Source organism: Thalassospira povalilytica, from assembly GCF_002844235.1.
Lineage (GTDB): Bacteria > Pseudomonadota > Alphaproteobacteria > Rhodospirillales > Thalassospiraceae > Thalassospira > Thalassospira povalilytica.
The window spans coordinates 85,291-104,849 of record NZ_PGTS01000005.1 but is presented as its reverse complement, the minus strand read 5'-3'; the positions used below and the strand labels follow the sequence as shown (position 1 = coordinate 104,849).

16 protein-coding genes are annotated in these 19,559 nt (G+C 56.0%); 10 read left to right on the top strand and 6 right to left on the bottom strand.

All coding sequences use genetic code 11. The features are described 5' to 3' along the window. Positions 1-101: 101 nt before the first annotated feature. From CU041_RS14140 to CU041_RS14125, 3 genes are all read right to left on the bottom strand, one after another. A complete protein-coding gene (locus tag CU041_RS14140; protein WP_101247409.1) occupies positions 102-503 on the bottom strand; it encodes a VOC family protein in 402 nt (133 codons plus the stop codon). Between the two features lie 3 nt (positions 504-506). Continuing rightward, positions 507-1,670: a hypothetical protein gene (locus CU041_RS14135; protein WP_101247408.1), complete on the bottom strand. Its 1,164-nt coding sequence runs from the start codon at positions 1,668-1,670 to the stop codon at positions 507-509. Between the two features lie 358 nt (positions 1,671-2,028). Beyond that, a complete protein-coding gene (locus tag CU041_RS14125; protein WP_068517925.1) occupies positions 2,029-2,697 on the bottom strand; it encodes a TetR/AcrR family transcriptional regulator in 669 nt (222 codons plus the stop codon). Between the two features lie 136 nt (positions 2,698-2,833). Between CU041_RS14125 and CU041_RS14120 the strand changes: the two genes are divergently transcribed. Both CU041_RS14120 and CU041_RS14115 read left to right on the top strand, forming a co-directional pair. Then, complete coding sequence (locus tag CU041_RS14120) at positions 2,834-4,000, top strand: efflux RND transporter periplasmic adaptor subunit (protein WP_068517926.1); 1,167 nt, start codon at positions 2,834-2,836, stop codon at positions 3,998-4,000. Positions 4,001-4,011: 11 nt separating this feature from the next. Further along, positions 4,012-7,158 carry an efflux RND transporter permease subunit gene (locus CU041_RS14115; RefSeq protein WP_068517927.1) on the top strand — a complete coding sequence of 1,049 codons (3,147 nt, stop codon included), beginning with the start codon at positions 4,012-4,014 and terminating at the stop codon, positions 7,156-7,158. A 228-nt stretch (positions 7,159-7,386) separates the two neighbouring features. Here CU041_RS14115 and CU041_RS14110 read toward each other — a convergent pair whose 3' ends face one another. After that, positions 7,387-8,991, bottom strand: coding sequence for an FGGY-family carbohydrate kinase (locus CU041_RS14110; protein ID WP_101247407.1), 1,605 nt, complete (start codon positions 8,989-8,991; stop codon positions 7,387-7,389). Positions 8,992-9,184: 193 nt separating this feature from the next. On the opposite strand from CU041_RS14110, the gene CU041_RS14105 reads away from it, so the two are divergent. Further along, positions 9,185-10,006, top strand: a complete 822-nt coding sequence (locus CU041_RS14105; protein ID WP_101247406.1) for an HAD family hydrolase — start codon at positions 9,185-9,187, stop codon at positions 10,004-10,006. A gap of 395 nt (positions 10,007-10,401) precedes the next feature. Here CU041_RS14105 and CU041_RS14100 read toward each other — a convergent pair whose 3' ends face one another. Continuing rightward, the gene (locus CU041_RS14100; protein WP_068517929.1) at positions 10,402-11,133 is read right to left on the bottom strand and encodes a FadR/GntR family transcriptional regulator; all 732 of its coding nucleotides are present in this window, start codon (positions 11,131-11,133) and stop codon (positions 10,402-10,404) included. A gap of 219 nt (positions 11,134-11,352) precedes the next feature. On the opposite strand from CU041_RS14100, the gene CU041_RS14095 reads away from it, so the two are divergent. From CU041_RS14095 to CU041_RS14085, 3 genes are all read left to right on the top strand, one after another. Beyond that, complete coding sequence (locus CU041_RS14095; RefSeq protein ID WP_068517930.1) at positions 11,353-12,339, top strand: aldose 1-epimerase; 987 nt, start codon at positions 11,353-11,355, stop codon at positions 12,337-12,339. A gap of 134 nt (positions 12,340-12,473) precedes the next feature. Further along, positions 12,474-13,190, top strand: coding sequence for a FadR/GntR family transcriptional regulator (locus tag CU041_RS14090; protein WP_068517931.1), 717 nt, complete (start codon positions 12,474-12,476; stop codon positions 13,188-13,190). A 191-nt stretch (positions 13,191-13,381) separates the two neighbouring features. Next, positions 13,382-14,281, top strand: a complete 900-nt coding sequence (locus CU041_RS14085) for an SMP-30/gluconolactonase/LRE family protein (protein ID WP_101247405.1) — start codon at positions 13,382-13,384, stop codon at positions 14,279-14,281. A 90-nt stretch (positions 14,282-14,371) separates the two neighbouring features. Here CU041_RS14085 and CU041_RS14080 read toward each other — a convergent pair whose 3' ends face one another. After that, entirely contained in the window at positions 14,372-15,136 is a 765-nt protein-coding gene (locus tag CU041_RS14080) for a 2-keto-4-pentenoate hydratase (protein ID WP_101247404.1), read from the bottom strand. A gap of 281 nt (positions 15,137-15,417) precedes the next feature. Here CU041_RS14080 and kdgD point away from each other — a divergent pair, with 281 nt between their 5' ends. The 4 genes from kdgD to CU041_RS14060 all read left to right on the top strand — a co-directional run bounded on the left by kdgD (position 15,418) and on the right by CU041_RS14060 (position 19,526). Continuing rightward, positions 15,418-16,344, top strand: coding sequence for a 5-dehydro-4-deoxyglucarate dehydratase (gene kdgD / locus CU041_RS14075; RefSeq protein WP_068517934.1), 927 nt, complete (start codon positions 15,418-15,420; stop codon positions 16,342-16,344). Between the two features lie 245 nt (positions 16,345-16,589). Then, positions 16,590-17,582: a TRAP transporter substrate-binding protein gene (locus CU041_RS14070; RefSeq protein ID WP_068517935.1), complete on the top strand. Its 993-nt coding sequence runs from the start codon at positions 16,590-16,592 to the stop codon at positions 17,580-17,582. 108 nt (positions 17,583-17,690) lie between these two features. Beyond that, positions 17,691-18,236: a TRAP transporter small permease gene (locus CU041_RS14065; RefSeq protein WP_101247403.1), complete on the top strand. Its 546-nt coding sequence runs from the start codon at positions 17,691-17,693 to the stop codon at positions 18,234-18,236. Then, positions 18,237-19,526, top strand: coding sequence for a TRAP transporter large permease (locus tag CU041_RS14060; RefSeq protein WP_068517937.1), 1,290 nt, complete (start codon positions 18,237-18,239; stop codon positions 19,524-19,526). The last annotated feature ends 33 nt before the right edge of the window (positions 19,527-19,559 follow it).

Below are 19,559 nucleotides of genomic sequence, written 5' to 3'. Positions count from 1 at the left end.
CATGAATGTGCAGCAATCACAGAACGGGGTTCCAGGCCACAGAGTAGGGTCGTGTTGGAAATGCAGACTTGTTTCGATCCATGGTTTGACCGAAAAGCCGATCAGCCTGTGCAAAAGGCCCTGCTTGATATGGAAACCGAATTTTTCGCCGGGTCTTTGAGATTGGCAAACTGATAGTTATCGGCCTCATGGACCGGGCCGACAGTCAGTCCGCCAGCAAGCAGATGGGCGCGAAACGCGACAACATCACGCACGTCAAAGACCAGCTTGATAAGAGCCTGACCTTCTTTCTGCCCCTTGCTTGCCGGATGCAGCATCAGGATCAATCCGCCATCCGCCCGGCGCAATTCGGTGATACGATCTTGTGGTCGTGCAACGACCTGATATCCGAAATAGGTGCTGTAAAATGACACCATTGCCTCGATATCCCGGCAATAGATCACAATACGATTGCACGGCCCGGAAACAAGGTCCGACGGGGCGGAGGCAGATGGTGCATTCATGGTCTAACTGCCATCGGCTGTGCGATAGACTGTCAGGCCGTTAACCACGATCCGGCCATCCGGAAGCAACTGACCGTCATATTCGGTTGTGCCTTGCGGGCCGGGGCGGCCAACCGCAAGGCCGTTCACCGCAAAGGGCAGCAAGGCGCCAAGAAGGGTCGGGCTGTCAGGGGTGCCCAGCAGGTCAACCAGCTTGTCCTGGCCCAGCAGTTTGAAATCAAAATCACCGGTAAAGCCATATCGTGCGGCGGCCTGGGCCATGAATTCGCCGGAGCCAAGGGCCTCAAGCCCGCGGGATTCAACGTAGAATTCCTCGACCTTGACCGGGGCTCCGTTCTGGGCGGCCTTTTGCCAAAGCGCATCACCGATCTGGCGGCGGGCAAATCTGGGGGCGGTGCCGGTCAGAATATCGTGGAAGCCTTTTTCAATGATCGGTTTGGCTTCGCGCCAAGGCAGGCCGGTGCTGCTGCTTTTGACGCGCATGGTGCGCGGCTGGAACAGGCTGGGCAGCCATAAACCGTCATGGGCGTAATCAAGATGGGTTTCACCGTTTTCACCGGGATAAAGGGTAAAGCTTGCCGATTTGACCGCCCCCATTTTTTCGCGGTTGGGGCCGGTCCATTCGGCACCCTGCCAGGCAATGCGGGCCAGTTCCGGCAGCCACTGGATCATCAGGCCATTCATCATCCAGTGTTTGCGCGTCACCGGTTCGTCACCGATCAGGAAATCGGCAAAGCCGTCAAAGGTCACCGGGATGTTGCGCGCAGTGTCCCAGCGCAGATAGCCCCCCGCATTGCGCATGGTCAGATCACGCTGGTCACTGGTGGCTTCGGCTTCCATGCGGGCGCGTTCGGGCAATTTGACATCAAGATCAATCTGATCGGTTTGATCGGTGTCGCGCACCGTAACCGTGACCCCGTCCATGGTCAGTGCGCGGTCGGTCGAATAGCCGCGAAGATCAAGATAGACGCCATCATAGGTCAAAACCACGCCATCGCCGTCAACCGTGCGGGCATCGCTTTCGGTTGCCGTGATGCCCGATTGCATCAGGATTGCTTCAACGGCGGTGCGGGCCTTGTCGACCGTAATGGCCTGCGCACGCGGGGCAAGCGCAAGCATCAAGGTGGCGCACAAGCCAAAACCGACAAAAACACGACGTCCGGGCATCAGAAAACCCCTGCTTCTGGAATGGTGACAAACGCGACCCTGTTGCATTCAGTTTACATCGGTTTTGCGCATCTTTGGTGAACTGTTTGGAACGGTTGCAATCAATCACGGGGCATGCCCCGATTGCGGCACCGCAACGCCGGTTCGCCAAACACGCATCCGATGGCGCGCAACATCACACATGTCGCGCCCTGCCAAAGCAACCGGATCCGGTCTTGTCAGGCATCCTGAAGGTCAATTTTGGTGAAGTTAGGGCGCCGTTTGGCGCGTTTACCATCCGGTCACCCGGATTGCTGACAGGATGCTGTCAGGAGGGGCAGGTTACAAGTAGCTGACTTTCATCGCAAAGCCATCGTGATCAACTGTCACATCCGACCGTTTGGCGATGTTCGTCGGTGGTGATGCCACACAGGAAAATCTGCACAGCACGCGACACGCGGTCTTCAATCTCGCGGTCGGTCATCGGGGGTCTTGGATGATGTTTCATGATGCGTGATTGCCAGTCGCCAATCACCATGGCTTCGAACATTTCAGCGGCATGGTCGGGATCGTTGATGCTGATGCGGCCAAGCTTTTGCTGGCGCGAAAGGTAATCGGCAAGATGTTTGCGTGTGCTGTCGGGACCGACTTCAAAGAATTTTTCGATCAGGGGTAGAAAGTGCTGGCCTTCGGAATACAGAATTTGAGTGAAGCGGGCGACTTCCTCGGTTACTATCTTGTGCGCCAGTTTGGTGCCGAAGTCCGTCAGTGCGTGACGAGGAGGGAGATCGGTTTCCAGCGAGATGTGTAATTCCGCGGAGAATTCCTGACAGCGTTCTTTCATGACAGCTTCAAGAAGGCCGTCCTTTCCGCCGAATGCTTCGTAAAGGGTTGTACGGGAGCCACCCGATTGCGAAATGACATCATTAAGTGTGACGCCAGCGAACCCCCGCTCCAGCAAAAGTTTCCAGGCCGCATCCATCATGGCGCGCCGTCTTGCAGACCCGCGAGTGGATTGTTTTTCAAGCTTTTCTGGCGTTTCACTCATGATTCTTGATTCTGTTGTTTTTGGCTCTTGATCGTGCAGTGCACAATGTGTACTGTACCGTACAGTATTTCGAAAAGCAATGACAAAGCGTTCCCGTTTTCATTGCTCGGGACTTAGAAGGAAAAGCAATTTGTCCATGCGATCTTGTTTGAAATTTGCCGGTGTGGCAGCACTTGCCTTGATGGTCGCTGCCTGCAGCGAGCAGAATGAAGGCGCTGAAAAACAGGCCGCTGCACCGCAGCAACAACCTGCAACCCAGGTTGGCACCGTTACTCTTGAAGCCCAGACCGTCGGTCTTGTCGAAGAAATGCCCGGGCGTACGATTGCTTTCCGTCAGGCGGATATCCGTCCGCAGGTCGACGGGATCATCAAGGAACGCAACTTCACCGAAGGCACCTTTGTTGAAGCCGGTCAGCAGCTTTATATGATTGATCAGGATGTCTATCTGGCCAAGGTCGATGCCGCACAGGCCGAACTTGCCCGTCAGATCGCCACCTTTGATCAGGCCACCAAAACCCGCAAGCGTTACGATCCGCTGATCAAGTCGCAGGCCGTGAGCCAGCAGACCTATGATGATGCAGTCGCCGCCGAAGCACAGGGCAAGGCCGCTGTCGCAGCAGCCCGCGCCGAACTGGAACAGGCCCGCATCGATCTGGCTTACACCACTGTTACCGCACCGATTTCCGGTCAGATCGGATCATCCGATTTCACCGAAGGCGCGCTGGTAACTGCCAACCAGACTGCGAAACTGACCACGATCACCCAGCTAGATCCGATCTATGTTGATGTCACCCAGGCCGGGGGACGTCTGATGAAGATCAAGCAGGCCATCCAGAATGGCCGCATCAAGGGTGTTGAAAACGGTCAGGTCGAAGTTTCCCTGATCATTGACTCGACCGGTGCCGAATATCCGCACAAGGGCACGCTGCAATTCTCGGATGTGACGGTCAATGAAACCACCGGCACCATCCGGTTGCGCGTGGTCTTCCCGAACCCGGACGGAACGCTTTTGCCGGGCATGTTCGTGCGCGGTCAGGTCCGTCAGGGCCATCTTGAAAACGCATTCCTTGTGCCGCAAAAGGCCGTGATGCGTCGTCCGGATGGATCGGCTTATGTCTATGTCGTGGTCGATGGCAAAGTGGCGTCAAAAGACATCACCATCGAACAGTCCCAGGGACAGAACTGGCTGGTTTCGGCTGGCGTTGAAGATGGCGATCAGCTGATCGTGGATGGTCTTCAGCGTATCGGGCCGGGCGCACCTGTTGCAGCCCAGCCTGTCGAAACCGCCAAAGCCGCCGAATAAGGGTTTATTCAATGGCAAAATTCTTTATTGACCGCCCCGTATTCGCCTGGGTTGTTGCCCTGGTGATTATGCTGGCGGGGGGACTTTCCCTGTGGCAGTTGCCGGTGGAACAGTACCCGTCAATTGCACCGCCATCGGTCGAGATTTCGGCTTCCTATCCGGGCGCGTCCGCGCAGACGGTGGAAAACACCGTGACCCAGGTCATCGAACAACAGATGAACGGGCTGGATTACCTGCGCTATATGTCATCGAATTCGTCGTCAAACGGTCAGGCATCGATCAAGCTGACCTTTGAACCCGAAGCCGATCCCGACATCGCACAGGTTCAGGTACAGAACAAACTGCAAGCTGCAATGTCGTCGCTTCCGACCGAAGTGCAGCAGCAGGGCGTGACTGTCAGCAAGTCATCGGGATCGTTCCTGATGGTTGTCGGCTTTGTGTCGGCTGATGGTTCGATGAATGCCGAAGATCTGTCCGACTTTGTCGTCTCCACGGTTGAAGATCCGCTCGGGCGTGTGAATGGTGTCGGTTCGGTCACCGTGTTCGGTGCGCAGCATGCAATGCGCATCTGGCTCGATCCGAACAAGATGCTGTCCTATAACCTGACGGTTTCCGATATCAGTTCGGCTGTCGAAGCCCAGAACACCGAAGTCACCGCCGGTCAGATCGGTGGTGCCCCGTCGGTTCCGGGCCAGCAGATCAACGCGACCATCACCGCCCAAAGCAAATTGCAGACGGTTGATGAATTCGCCAACATCCTGCTCAAGGTCGAAACCGATGGTTCGCAGGTCCGTCTTGGCGACGTGGCCCGCATCGAAATCGGTGGCGAAAGCTATGACGTGGTGGCCCGCTATAATGCACAGGCTGCAACGGGTATCGGTATCTATCTTGCGACCGGGGCCAACGCACTTGACACCGCCGAGGCCGTAAAGGCCCGTCTGGCGGAACTCAAGCCGTTCTTCCCGCAAGGGCTTGAGATCGTCTATCCGTACGACACCACCCCGTTCGTGCAGGTATCGATCGAAGAAGTGGTTCACACCCTGTTTGAGGCAATCGTTCTTGTCTTCCTGGTGATGTTGCTGTTCCTGCAAAACTGGCGGGCGACCCTGATCCCGACGATCGCGGTGCCGGTGGTTCTGCTCGGGACATTCGGTATCCTTGCCGCATTCGGCTATTCGATCAACACGCTGACCATGTTTGCCATGGTTCTTGCCATCGGTCTTCTGGTCGATGACGCGATTGTCGTGGTCGAAAACGTCGAACGTGTGATGCATGAAGACGGGCTTCCGCCGCGCGAAGCAACGCGGAAATCCATGGGGCAGATTACCGGGGCGCTGATCGGTATTGCGCTGGTTCTTTCGGCGGTGTTTGTGCCGATGGCCTTCTTTGCCGGATCGACCGGGGCGATTTATCGCCAGTTCTCGATCACGATTGTGTCGGCGATGGCGCTTTCGGTGGTTGTGGCAATCGTCCTGACCCCGGCACTGTGTGCCACCATGCTCAAGCCGACCCATACCGACCCGCTTGCGAAAAAAGGTCCGTTCGGCTGGTTCAACCGCGGCTTTGACAAGACCAACCGGTTCTATCAGGGCAGTGTTGATCACGTTGTTCATCGCAAATGGCGTTACCTGTTTGTGTACGGGATCCTTGTCGGCGGCCTTGCGGCCTTGTTCTTCCGCCTGCCGGGCTCGTTCCTGCCAGACGAAGACCAGGGCATCATGTTCTCGATGGTTCAGCTTCCGGCTGGAGCCTCGCAGGAACGCACGGTCGAGGTTCTCAAGAAGCTGGAAACCCACTTCCTTGAGAATGAAAAGGAAAACGTCCAGGGTCTGTTCACGGTTGCCGGCTTCTCCTTTGCCGGGAGCGGCCAGAACGCCGGTATCGCCTTTGTCAACATGAAGGACTGGTCGGAACGTACCCGCCCGGATCAGGCTGTTGGTGCGGTGATCGGTCGTGCCTATGGTGCCTTTGCCCAGATCCGCGAAGCCATGGTCTTTGCCTTTGCCCCGCCGGCAATTATCGAGCTGGGCACTGCAAACGGCTTTGATCTTCAGCTTGTGGATCGTGGCGGCAATGGTCACGACGCCCTGATTGCAGCCCGTAACCAGCTTCTGGGGATGGCGGCACAGGATCCGCGCGTGGCCGGTGTGCGTCCGAACGGTCTGAATGACATGCCGCAATTCAACATCAATATCGATCAGGAAAAGGCAAGCGCGCTTGCTGTCGACCTGGCGGATGTGAACCGCACCCTGGCTGCGGCCTGGGGGTCAAGCTATGTCAATGACTTCATCGAAAACGGCCGTGTCAAAAAGGTCTATATGCAGTCGGATGCGAAATACCGCATGATGCCTGAAGACCTTGATCACTGGTATGTCCGTAACGGTCTTGGTGAAATGGTGCCGATTTCGGCATTTGCCACCACGAACTGGGATTACGGTTCGCCGCGTCTGGAACGCTTCAACGGTCTGGCATCCGTCAATATTCAGGGTGCGTCGGGACCGGGCGTTGCGTCGGGTGATGCAATGGCGGCCATGGAAGAAATGGTTGCGAAACTTCCGGGTGGCATCGGCCTTGAATGGCAGGGGCTGTCCTATGAGGAACGCGAAGCAGGCGAACAGGGACCGGCATTGTATGCGCTGTCCATGATCGTGGTCTTCCTGTGCCTTGCGGCCCTTTATGAAAGCTGGGCGATCCCGATTTCGGTCATGATGGTGGTTCCGCTGGGTGTCCTTGGTGCGGTGCTTGCAGCCTTGCTGCGTGATCTGCCTGATGACGTTTACTTCCAGGTGGCCATTCTGACCACGATCGGTCTGTCGGCCAAGAACGCCATCCTGATTGTCGAGTTCGCCCGCGAACTTTATGACCAGGGCATGGGCCTTCTTGAAGCCACGGTGGAAGCCGCCCGTCAGCGTTTGCGTCCGATCATCATGACGTCGATGGCCTTCACCCTTGGCGTTGTGCCGCTGGCGATTTCGACCGGTGCCGGTGCTGCTGCCCGTGTGGCGGTGGGGACTGGTGTGATGGGCGGGATGATTGCGGCGACCGTGCTTGCGATCTTCTTCGTGCCGCTGTTCTTTGTTCTGATTGTTGGCACCTTTGCCAAGAACCGTTCAAAGCGCGGTGACGTCAAGGCCGCCCACGAACATCCGGCTGAGTAACCTGAACAAACAAGGCCGGTCCAAACCGGACCGGCCTTGTAAGGCATCGTGCTCGTGGCGGTGCAGAAAATGAATATCTTCTGCATGATCCCCCGACCCCGCCGTCGCGCGTGCGTAAGAAAGGGCCGATGCTTTTGCATCGGCCCTTTTGTTTTGACCCTAACCAAAAGTTGCGTCAAGCGCCTTTTGGTTAGGGCGTCCCGCGAACGGGGCAGGGGGAAAGAATTCTCAGCCGTGTTTGGCCCCCGGATTGCTCATGGCATCAAGGGCCTGGCGATGGGCATGCATCTGATGGAAAATGGCATAGCGCCGGTCGTGATCGGCCTTGGCTTTTTCATCGGGGGCATGCAGGGTTTCCTTGCCCGCCATCTGGCGCGCAGCACGGGCCAGACCGCCATCGGCATCAAGTGCCCCGGCCGCAAGCATTGCCGAACCCAGCAGAACCGGCTCCTCGCAATCGGACATCACAACGTGACAGCCGGTGACATCGGCATAAAGTTTGACCAGCACTTTGGATGCGGTATGGCCGCCACTCAGATGAATGTGGGTGATGTCATATCCGGTATCATTCAGCGCATCGATGATATGACGCGTGCCATAGGCAATCGCACAGGCAGTTGCCCAGTAAAGTTTCAGGAAGCTTTCCTCGCTCTGATCAAGTGTCAGGCCGGAAATCACCCCAAGGGCCTCGGGATCGGCAAGCGGGGACCGGTTGCCATGAAAATCGGGAAGAACATGCAGGCGCGGTGCAAGGTCGGTGGTATCAGCCATCAGTGGCAAAAGCTTTTCCCCGGCAAGCTTGTGGGCATCGCGGCCCATGCCGTTGGAAAACGGATGCATGGCGACAACATGGTCAAGCAACGCACCGGTTGCCGACTGCCCGCCTTCATTGAGCCAAAGCCCCGGCGCAATCGCCCCGAAATACGGACCCCAGATGCCCTTGATGAAACGCGGTTGCTTTGACAGGGTCATATGACAGGTCGATGTGCCGGCAATCATCGCGAAATGCTGATCCAGATTGCCATCCAGATATTCGCCAAGGGTGCCAAGCGCACCGGCATGGGCATCAATCAATCCGGCCCCGACCACGCAATCGGTGGTCAGGCCAAGATCAGCCGCACCTTGTGCATCAAGGGTGCCGATGCGTTCGCCAACCGCCAGTGCAGGATCATGCATATTGATCTTGTCATTAAGGTCTTCCATGCCGATCAGCGACAGGAAATCACGATCCCACGGTTCGTCCTGATGGGCGAGATACGTCCATTTGCAGGTGACAGTACAGCAGGACCGGGCATTGCTGCCGGTTGCGCGGAATGACAGGAAGTCGGCCAGATCATAAGCCGCCCCCATCTTGTCCCAGGCCGGTTTGTTATGGCGTTTCAGCCACATCAGTTTGGGCATTTCCATTTCCGGGGACATGGTGCCGCCGATAAATTCCAGAACCCGCGATCCGGTCGCGGTGCATTCTTCGGCCTCGCGCACGGCACGGTGATCCATCCAGACAATCACATCCCAGTTATCCGCCCCGCCCGGGGTCACGCCCAGTGGACGGTTGTCCTGATCGCGGATGACCAGCGAACAAGTGGCGTCAAAACCGATGGCGGCGATTTTTTCGGGGGCGACAGCGGATTTTTTCAACGCATCGCGCACCGACTGGCAAACCGACTGCCAGATATTTTCCGAGTCCTGTTCGACAAAATCGGGTTTGGGACGGTTCATCGCAATTGCATGGGCGGCACTGCCAAGCAGCTTGCCATTGGCATCAAACACGCCAGCGCGCGCACTGCCGGTGCCAACATCCACGCCGATGAAACAGGTGTCTTGGGGACTCATGGTCGGGTTTTCCTCCGCATTTCCCCGGCTTTGCAGATGGGACCGCGACTGCCGGATGTTGTTTTGAATGGTCTGATTGATCGCGATTTGATCAAAAGTTCAATAGCTGGTCAAATGTTCATTTTTGTTGACGCTGAAACATGTGATTGGCTAGGCTGCTTTCATCAGACAAATGAAACAAGCCAGGTTCAACATGGCCCAGGAAAACGAACAAGAAAACGAACAAGAAAACATAGATGGAAACGAAGCCAGCAACAAAGATGGACGCTTTGCCGGAAACGAAGACCAACGCCGCCCGGAACAGGGGCCAGCGTCACCTTCATCAATAGCCAAGCTGTTTGACGGCTGCAAGGTTGTGTTGTTTGACTGTGACGGTGTCCTGGTCGATAGCGAACCGATCTCGCTTGCGACCCTTGTGGATGTTCTGGATCATTTCGGCGCCCCCTTATCGTTTCGCGAGGTTGCCGACCGGTTCACCGGCCGGTCAAGTTCGGCCCCGATCGATCATATCCGCAGCCAGACCGGCACCGATATCAGTGCCGAATTCAAACCGTTCTTTTATCAGAAACTGTTTGCGCGCTATGACACGGAACTGGCCAAGATCAGTGGCATTGATCTGGTGCTTTCGGCCCTGCGCAGCCGTGATCTGGCCTTTTGCATTTCATCAAGCAGTTCGGTAGAACGGTTGGAAAAAACCATGGTGGTCACCGGCCTTGGCCCGTGGTTCTCAGAACGGATCTATAGTGCCGATTTCGTCAAAAACGGCAAACCGGCCCCGGATCTGTTTTTGCATGCCTGTGCCGATATGGGCTTTTCGCCGTCATCAACCATCGTCATCGAAGATTCCGTTGCCGGTGTCACCGCGGCGGTGTCAGCCGGAATGAAATGTATCGGCTTTGTCGGTGGCGGCCATTATGCCGGTCAGGAAACCGACGCAACCAACCGGCTTTATGATGCCGGGGCCGATATCGTGATTTCCGACATGACGGTTCTGACCGCGGCTCTGGCCGACTGAGTGGATCGGGTCTGACCAGACCAGACCAGAGCGCCCTGACCGGACCAGATCGGACGGGACCGGACCGCTCAGGCTACCCGCAGCTCCGATGATTTCCTGACGGCCGGACAACGGGTTGGCTGATAGTGGCGATGTTTGCCAAATGCCGTCATGCGTTCTTCGGCCCCCGAACCGCTGATGCCCGGGACACATAAATTGCACCCCGGTTACACAGCGGCCGGGCAAGGTTTGATCGGAATTTTCTGACCGTTTGCAAAGGATCGCGTTGGTGATGCCTTGCATCAGGTTGCCTGCGCTTCATTCATTCGCTGACCCATCGACGGATGCGTGTGGTCGTTGATCGCGCGACCTTATCCAGTGGTGCCAAATCGTTTGATGACGCGCAGTTGATCGGCTTATCGCTGGGTTAGCAGTTTCTGATAGCGGGTCTGGCTCAGGCTAAGGTGATCGCGCATGGCCTTGCGGGCGGTGTCATCGTCGCGGGCGGCGATTGCATCATAGATGCGCCGATGTTCACCCAGGATCATCTGCATATAGGATTTCTGGTCTTCGGCTTCTGGCGGGCGGCGGCGAAGCTGCGCCCGCGGGATGGTCTTGTCGCCCAGATGTTCGAGAAATTCGGCATAGCGGCGGTTATTGGTGGCCGCGGCAATCGCGCTGTGGAATTCGAAATCGGCCGGGGCGGTGGGTTCCCCTTTTTCCAGGGCACGTTCCATTTTTTCCATTGCTTCGAAAATCTTGGCCTGCTGGGCGACGGAACTGCGCATACAGGCAAGACCGGCGGCCTCGATCTCGACGGCCATACGCAATTCAAGAATTTCCAGAACGTCCGATACCTGGGCGTAATCGACTTCGAAAATCGATTTGTCATTGCTTCGGGTTTCCGGGGCCAGAACAAACACACCGGCCCCCTGACGCGGTTCAAGAAGCCCGTCGGCCTTAAGGGCTGCGATGGCTTCGCGAATGACGGTGCGGCTGACACCGAACCGCTCGGTCAAAACCGGTTCGGTTGGCAATTTGCTGCCCGGTTCGCGCTGTCCGCTTTCAATTTCGGAACGCAGGCTTGCAATCACCTTTTCGGTCAGGGAAACTTTGCGGGGCGTATTTGACGCACTGGTCTTGTTCATTTTGCGTGTCCGATAAATCCGGTATAAAACAACCGGATATAAAAAAGATGCTCAGTGTTAAAGTTTAATTGGCGCTTTGGGCGACACCATCTTCAAATCGTCGTATGAGGATGGTGTGCGGGTCAGGTTTCATTATTTTGAGTAGTCATCGAATTCAAGTTAATGAAACCTGATCCTAAAGTCATCATATGATTTTGGTTGGAATTGAGGCACCTGCTTATGTCCAAAAAGGGCGAACCGGAATACCGCTGGAACAGCGGCCCATTTCAGATTGGCATTGTTCCCCAGGGCGGGGCGATATCGCGGATCGACTGGATCCGTCCCGATGGCAAAGGCACCATCAATCTGTTGCGTCCGGTCACCGAACAGGCGCTGAAATCGGGAAACCCGTCAAGTCTTGGCTGTTTTCCGATGGTGCCGTTTGCCAACCGGCTGGCCTTTGCCGAGTTCGAATTTGACGGCCGCATCGTCAAGGTGCCGGCCAACCGCCCGCCCAGCCCGCATGCGATCCATGGTTTTGGCCGGGCTGCGGAATGGACAATTGAACGTCCGACCGTCGACAGTCTGCGCTTCAATCACAAGCATGACGACCCTGAAAGCGGCTTTGTCTATGTCGCCTGGCAGGAATTCAAGGTCACGCCCGATGATGTCACCATTGAAATCGGTGTGCGCCATCTGGGTCGGACCCCGATGCCCTATGGCATCGGATTGCATCCGTGGTTCCCGGGTGGGGATGATGTTTCGGTCTCGTTTATTGCCACCGACTGCTTTGGCACGGACGAGGACATGTTGCCGACCACGCGCACGGTCATTGATCTTGGTCGGGACTTTTCCGATGGCAAGATGATCCGTCATAACCGCGGGCTTGATGTGCATTATACCGGCTGGCACCGCGAAGCAGACATGGTCTGGGAAGATGCGGGTTACAGTCTCAAGATGCTGGCAAGTGACCGGTTCTCGAACCTGCAATTCTATATCCCCGAAGACGGCAAGACATTCTGTGTCGAACCGGTAAGCCATGTACCAAACGTCCATAACCGTCCGGAATTCAAGGAATTCGGTGATTTGCTGGTGCTCGATAAAAATCAGACCCTGTCTGGCACCATGACGCTGATCCCGACCCTGCTGGCGCAGCCTGACAGTGGTCTGGTCGATGATGACGAAATCATCACACCGCAAAGCCGCGACTATTCACTGGTTGATTGATCCAGCCATTTTCAAGCCGCGATCAGCCCCCGATCCGTGATCGGTTCGGGGGCTTTACCCGTGCGGGAATAGTCGATAAAACTTACAAGTAAGTTTTACAAGATGACAAGTAATCACAGCGTCCGGGGGACGGGATGACCGAATTGCTGCTTAAGGTCCAGAAGCGCGAAAAACTTGCTGATCAGCTTTATGGTCAAATTCTTGAACAGATCGTCTCGGGCAATCTGGGCGAGGGGACGAAACTGCCCTCCGAGAACGAGATTTGCGCATCCTTTGGCGTGTCGCGACCGGTCGTACGCGAGGCCTTGCGAAAATTGCAGTCCGACGGGCTGGTCTATGCGCGCCAGGGCGTTGGTTCCTTTGTGAAAAAACGCCCGCCCCAGGGGCTGATCGAATTTGGCGGGGTCAATGATGTGGCCGGGCTTTTGCGGTGTTTTGAAGCCCGTATCGCGATCGAGGGGGCAACAGCACGCATGGCGGCCGAACGTGCGAGTGTGCGTCATCACCGTGAAATCGAAAATGCCCTGAAAACGCTTGAAGACGGGGTGGCTGCCGGTGACATTGCCGATAAGGCCGATCTTGATTTTCACATGGCAATCGCGCGCGCCAGCGGCAATGAAATCTTTCTGACCATTCTGAATTCGCTGCATGGGGTAATGCAGAAATCGATGAATGTGGCGCTGAATATCACCCGGTCCGGGTCGGCGGACCGCGCCAAACGCGTGCTTGCCGAACATCGTCAGATCTATGATGCGATTCTGGGCCGGGATGGCGACAGTGCCGAATTGATGATGCGTTATCACCTCCATCAGGCCCGCCAGCGTGTCACCGACCACGCCCGCGACATGTAAAATTTTCCTGCCCGATTGCGATCTGCCGGATGGCCGGTTTCTGGCGCATACCGGTCGTCTGCACTGCTGCATCAACGCATCACAGGTGATCGGGGTACCAACCCGGCTGGCAAATAATGTTGACAAGCACAGCCCCGGATGGGCACACCAGTATTCATTGAAATTGATCATATGAATTTTAAGGGGTGACAATGTCGGGCAATGATCAGGTGCTGTATCAGCCGGAAATCCTGCTGGATGAAACTTTTACCTTGGCGGAATGTCCCAATTGGGATGCCCGGAATAACCGGCTTTACTGGACCGATATCCTGAATTGCAAGCTGCATGCCCTTGATGTCGCATCGGGGCAGCGCCGTGTCTGGGAATTTGACAGCGAACTGGGCTGTTTCGGCCTGACCGATGCGGGGCGCATTATTGTCGCCCTGCGCAAGGATATCCTGTTCCTTGATCCCGAAACCGACGAACGTGTTGCTTTGTGCCGGATCGAAGATGGCATCAAAAGCCGCACCAATGACGGCAAGATCGGCCCGGACGGGGCGTTCTGGGTCGGTACGATGGATGACAATCCCGACAAGCAGCCGATCGCATCGCTTTATCGGATTACGCCCGATGGCGTGATTGATCAAAAGGCAACCGGCTTCAAGATTTCCAACGGCATCGCCTGGTCGCCGGACGGGGCGCAGATGTATCATTCTGATTCACGCGGGCCCTGGGTCAATCGATGGGATTTCGATGTTGCCAGTGGTGACATTTCCAACTGTACGCGGTTTCTTGATCTTGATGATACGCTGGGCCGCCCGGACGGGGCCGCGGTCGATATGGATGGCTGTTACTGGTCGGCCGGGGTGTCGGCGGGCAATCTGAACCGCTTTGCACCCGATGGCACTTTGTTGCTGTCAATTCCGATGCCGATGCCCAATCCGACCATGCCATGTTTTGGCGGGCCGGATATGAAAACCCTTTATGTCTCCAGCCATCAGGAAGGCTATAGTGCGGAAAAACGCGCCGAATTCCCCCATGCAGGCAAGCTGGTGTCACTGCGCGTCGAGGTTCCCGGCGTTGCGGTTACGCGCTTTCGCGAAAAGGGCTGATGCCCGGTCTTTGACGCCATGAACCGATAAAACAAAAGCCATGCAGGTCGCCCCGCATGGCTTTTTCTGTACCGGGTCGTGATCTCGCGATCAGACCTTTTTGATCTCGGCGGTCACCGTGCCCAACCCGTCAAAGATCGCTTCGATCTTGCCATGCGGGCTGATGGTCGGAAGCGCGCAGGCCCCGGTGGTGATCACATCGCCGGCCTTAAGGCTTTTGCCCCGCTTGGCCAGAAAGCCGACCAGATATTCCAGCCCGCCAAAGATTTCCGGCCAGGCATCGGGATCATCATTGCTGGCAAGGATTTCGCCGTCGCTTTTGGTGGTGACCTTGCCACCGATAAAGCCAAGATCACGCCAGCCTTCGATTTCCTGGCCCAGCACGAAATAGCCGGTGGAATTCAGATCCGCCAGCGTCTGGATCGGATCCTGCTTTTCATGATAGCGCCGGTCGGCGATTTCGATCGCAAGATGCATTGATCGGATGTGATCAAGAATGTCACTTGATGTGGCATCCGGGGCCGGGGTGCTGTCCATGACCACGGCAATTTCGGCCTCGATATTGGGGAAATGCAGATCATTGGTGGTCAGTTGCGCCCCGTTCGAAAGAATGCGGCCATCCAGAAGCGGCCCGACCAGCGGCCCGTCCGCGCCGATTTTTTCCTGTGCCGCGCGGGTGGCAACCGCAAGCTTCCATCCCGCCTGTTTTGCCCCGCTCAGTGCAAGGGTGGCGTCCTGGATTTCATAGGCCTCGTCAAAGGCGGTCGGCGCGACGTCAGCAGGCAGCGGATCAATCAGGCGGTGATTGACAAAGGCATCGGCCAGAATGCGGCTGGCAGCAGAAATATCGGTCATTCCCGGTCTTCTTGGTTGTGAGTGTAAGGATCTGATAACCCGACCCTAATCGGCTTTGGGGGTAAAGTCATCATATCAATTAGTGCGATTCGCGCGGAATTACTGAAAATCGAAGTCGTCATACCAAAGTTCAGTGGTTCTAATATAACTCTAAAACCCTTGTGTTCCGCAGTTTTTATGGGCTTCGAGTTGAGTTATGTAATATGTTTGACAAAATAATATGATGAATTTATAGAGTCATCATAGTTGTTGTGACCTATTTAAGACTTGAAGGACGCTTGATGCATTATCTTGAGATGAAAAAGGCCATTGGTGCCGGGTTGCTGTCATTCCCGGTGACGCCTTTTGATGCCGAGGGCAAGCTTGACCTTGATGCGTATCGCGCGCATGTCGGCTGGCTGTCGCAATATCCCGCAACGGCATTGTTTGCAGCAGGCGGTACCGGGGAATTCTTTTCCCTGACCCCGGCCGAAGTCGTTCAGACTGTGCGTGCGGCCAAGGAAGTCGCCGGCGACACCCCGATCATTGCCGGGTGCGGTTACGGCACCGCCATGGCGGTTGAACTGGCCCGCGAATGCGAGGCCGCCGGTGCGGACGGTCTGCTTTTGTTGCCGCAATATCTGGTCGGGGCCGAACAGGAAGGTCTGTTTGCCCGGGTCAAGGCTGTCTGTGATGCGGTCGAGATCGGTGTGATTGTCTATAACCGTGACAATTCGATCATCACCGCCGAAACCCTGGCCAAGCTGTGCGATGTTTGTCCGAACCTGGTCGGGTTCAAGGACGGTCACGGCAATATCGAAATGGTGACCAAGGTTTGCACGCTGATCGGTGATCGCCTGTCCTATATTGGCGGCATGCCGACCGCAGAAGTCTTTGCCAAGGCCTACAAGGCGGCTGGTGTGACCACCTATTCATCGGCCATTTTCAATTTCCTGCCGCAACAGGCACTTGATTTCTATGACGCGCTGACCCGTGACGATGACGAAACCATGAACCGGGTGCTCAAGGAATTCTTCTATCCGTATCTCGATATCCGCAATCGCGGCAAAGGATACGCCGTTTCCATCGTCAAGGCGGGAATGCGCGTGATCGGTCGCGATACCGGTCCGGTGCGCAGTCCGCTGACCGATTTGACCGACAAGGAACACGACATGTTGGCAGAGGTCATCCGCAATGCCTATGGCGATGGTGCGTTGCGTATGGCCTAGGCATGGCGGTGCCTTTCACGGCCTGCCAGATATCCCGGCAGGTGGTTCTGCCGGGATCCTTATTCGCGACGCCAAAATAAAAATCGGGCGCGCACTGGACCGGAAGGTCTATTAGACTAGTTGTTAACTAATCTTACAGTTGTCCTTACAAGTTGGGAATTGTAAGATTATACGACAATAAGAAGTTCCCATCAGGGAAAACAAGGCTTTAACGCAAGTGACAAAATGTCTCGGGAGGACTCCAAATGAATAACTTTCTCAAAACCACGACACTGACGATTGCAGCGGCTGCTGTGTCGGTGGCGCTGGCATCGGGCGCACAGGCAAAAGAATGGCGCGGCTGGAACATCCATCCGCCGGAATATCCGGTTTCGACCGGCATGGAAGAATTTGCCAAAATCATCAATGAAAAATCCGGCGGCGAACTTGAAGCCAAGGTTTATCATGGTGGTGTTCTTGGCGATCAGCCTGATGCGATCCAGCAGGTCCGTCTTGGCGGTCTGGACTGGGCTGTGTTCAACCTCGGCCCGCTTGGTGAAGTTGCTCCCGAGGCGAACGTTGTTTCGCTGCCCTTCATCTTCAAAAACGTCGATGCCATGCACAAGGTCATGGACGGCCCGGCCGGTCAGCAGATCGCCGATGGCCTGATCAAGGCCGGTCTTCAGCCGCTTGGCTGGTATGATTCCGGTGCGCGTTCCTTCTATAACACCAAGCACCCGATCAATACCCCGGCCGATCTCAAGGGTCTGAAGTTCCGCGTCATGAGCAACGATCTCTATGTTCAGATGGTCGCAGCCCTTGGCGGCAACGCCACCCCGATGGCCTATGGCGAAGTTTACCAGTCGCTGAAAACCGGCGTGATTGACGGTGCGGAAAACAACTATCCGTCCTATGACAGCTCGGGCCATTTCGAAGCGGCGAAATACTATTCGGTGACCCAGCACCTGATCCTTCCGGAATGCCTGTGCATCAACAAGGCGCTTTATGACAGCCTGTCGGATGACGAAAAGAAAATCGTCCACGAAGCAGCTGATGCATCGGTTGAAGTACAGCGTGCCGCATGGGCCGCACGTGCTGAAAAATCCAAGGAAAAAGTCATTGCTGCGGGCATCGAAGTCAACGAGATCGCCGACAAGCAGGCTTTCCAGGACGCAATGCAGCCGGTCTATGACAACTTCCTGAAGTCCAACCCGGATCTGGCCGATCTGGTCAAAGCCATCCAGGATGCGCAGAAATAAAATATGAATGATTGAAAGGGCGGCGATGATATCGTCGCCCTTCTTTCTGTCTGTGCTACTTTCATATCCGGCTTGGATACGGATTAATCAATTTCTGGCGGCGCATAGATGTTTTCCAGCTTTATCAATTTGATCGACCGTCTGGGCGGCGGGATAGCCGGGGTTCTCAACCTGATCGGCGGTTTGGCGCTTGTGGCGCTAATTCCCAGTTTCGCCTGGCTGGTTTTCGGACGGTATGTTCTTAATGAAACGCCGACCTGGGTTGAACAGATCTCTCTGATCCTGATCGTTCTGATTACCTTTCCTGTGGCGGCAGCCGGGATGCGCGACAACAGCCATCTTTCGGTATCGTTCTTTCGCGATGCGTTGCCTCCGAAAATTGCCGCGATTGTCGCCGCCATCAGTTATGCGGCCATGGCGTGGTTCGGATACTGGATGCTGATGGGCGGTATGGATCTGGTGGCGTTCAACTGGGCCAAGAAAATGCCGATCATCCATATTTCCGATGGCTGGCGTTCGGTGCCGATGGCGGTGTGCGGGGCGGGGATCGCATTTTTCAGCGTTCTTCACATCCTCAAGATCATTACCCGCTGGAAAACCATTTCCAATGCGCGTTTTTACCACGACGATTTGCTGAACAAGGACGTTGAATAAATGGGCATGACCATTCTTCTTGGCGTATTTGCCATCGGTATCCTGATTGGCATGCCCGTTGCCATTGCACTTGGCATCGCAGCCCTTGGGGCCTTCTTTTTCGAAGGTCTGCCAACCCTGATCGCCTTTCAGCGCATCGGGTCGGGTATTTCGGCCTTTTCGCTTCTGGCCATTCCGTTCTTTATCTTTGCCGGCGAGCTGATGCTTCATGGCGGGATCGCGTCACGGCTGGTGCAGTTTGCAACCGCCCTTGTCGGAAGCCGACGCGGCGGCCTTGGCATTGTGAACGTATTTTCATCGATGCTGTTTGGCGGTATTTCCGGATCGGCCGTTGCCGATACATCCGCCCTTGGTTCGATCCTGATCCCGGTGATGAAAAAGGAAGGTTACCGCGCCGATTATGCGGTCAACGTCACCGTGACCTCATCGATTGCCGGCATCATGATCCCGCCAAGCCACAACATGATCCTGTATGCAGTGGCCGCGGGCGGGGGGATTTCGATTTCCAAATTGTTTATGGCCGGTGTGGTGCCGGGCATTATCATGTGCCTGCTGCTTGGTCTTGCCACCTGGCTTGTCGCGATCAAGCATGGCTATCCGGCTGAACCGTTCCCGGGCTGGCGGGTGGTCTGGCAGACTGCGGTGCGGGCCATTCCGGGCTTCTTTACCGCCGTGATCATTGTTGGCGGGGTTCTCAGTGGCGTGTTCACTGTTACGGAATCCGGTGCAATCGGGGTTGCCTATGCGCTGATCATTACCGGGCTTGTCTATCGCGAACTCAGCTGGGCCGGGTTTGTTGCCGCGGTCAAGCAATCGGCCAAAACCACCGCGCTTGTCATGTTGCTGGTCGGCTGTGCATCGGCCTATGGCTATATGCTGGCCTTCTATCAGGTGCCCGATGCGCTGGCCGATGCGATTACCGGGATTACTGACAATCCGATCATGGTGTTGTTGCTGATCAATGTCATGTTGCTGATTGCCGGCATGATCATGGACATGGCGGCATTGATCCTGATCTGTACGCCAATCTTCCTGCCGCTGGCGGTTCAGTTCGGCATGGATCCGATCCAGTTCGGCATGGTGCTGATGATGAATTTGGGCCTTGGCCTGTGTACGCCGCCGGTCGGGTCGTGCCTGTTTGTCGGGTGCGCGATTGGCGGGGTGAAAATCGAAAAGGCGGTTCAGTCGATCTGGCCATTCTATCTGGCGATCTTGAGCGCGCTTTTGCTGACAACCTATATTCCTGCGATTTCGATGACGCTGCCCAATCTTGTATTTGGCGCCAATTGATCGCGGACAGACACGCATATCAAAGAGGATAAA

Coding starts and splice junctions, on each gene's coding strand:
- CU041_RS14125 (WP_068517925.1), bottom strand. CDS start 2,697: ATGAGTGAAACGCCAGAAAAGCTTGAAAAACAATCCACTCGCGGGTCT.
- CU041_RS14070 (WP_068517935.1), top strand. CDS start 16,590: ATGAATAACTTTCTCAAAACCACGACACTGACGATTGCAGCGGCTGCT.
- CU041_RS14100 (WP_068517929.1), bottom strand. CDS start 11,133: ATGAACAAGACCAGTGCGTCAAATACGCCCCGCAAAGTTTCCCTGACC.
- CU041_RS14095 (WP_068517930.1), top strand. CDS start 11,353: ATGTCCAAAAAGGGCGAACCGGAATACCGCTGGAACAGCGGCCCATTT.
- CU041_RS14115 (WP_068517927.1), top strand. CDS start 4,012: ATGGCAAAATTCTTTATTGACCGCCCCGTATTCGCCTGGGTTGTTGCC.
- CU041_RS14065 (WP_101247403.1), top strand. CDS start 17,691: ATGTTTTCCAGCTTTATCAATTTGATCGACCGTCTGGGCGGCGGGATA.
- CU041_RS14080 (WP_101247404.1), bottom strand. CDS start 15,136: ATGACCGATATTTCTGCTGCCAGCCGCATTCTGGCCGATGCCTTTGTC.
- CU041_RS14120 (WP_068517926.1), top strand. CDS start 2,834: ATGCGATCTTGTTTGAAATTTGCCGGTGTGGCAGCACTTGCCTTGATG.
- kdgD (WP_068517934.1), top strand. CDS start 15,418: ATGCATTATCTTGAGATGAAAAAGGCCATTGGTGCCGGGTTGCTGTCA.
- CU041_RS14135 (WP_101247408.1), bottom strand. CDS start 1,670: ATGCCCGGACGTCGTGTTTTTGTCGGTTTTGGCTTGTGCGCCACCTTG.
- CU041_RS14090 (WP_068517931.1), top strand. CDS start 12,474: ATGACCGAATTGCTGCTTAAGGTCCAGAAGCGCGAAAAACTTGCTGAT.
- CU041_RS14140 (WP_101247409.1), bottom strand. CDS start 503: ATGAATGCACCATCTGCCTCCGCCCCGTCGGACCTTGTTTCCGGGCCG.
- CU041_RS14085 (WP_101247405.1), top strand. CDS start 13,382: ATGTCGGGCAATGATCAGGTGCTGTATCAGCCGGAAATCCTGCTGGAT.
- CU041_RS14110 (WP_101247407.1), bottom strand. CDS start 8,991: ATGAGTCCCCAAGACACCTGTTTCATCGGCGTGGATGTTGGCACCGGC.
- CU041_RS14105 (WP_101247406.1), top strand. CDS start 9,185: ATGGCCCAGGAAAACGAACAAGAAAACGAACAAGAAAACATAGATGGA.
- CU041_RS14060 (WP_068517937.1), top strand. CDS start 18,237: ATGGGCATGACCATTCTTCTTGGCGTATTTGCCATCGGTATCCTGATT.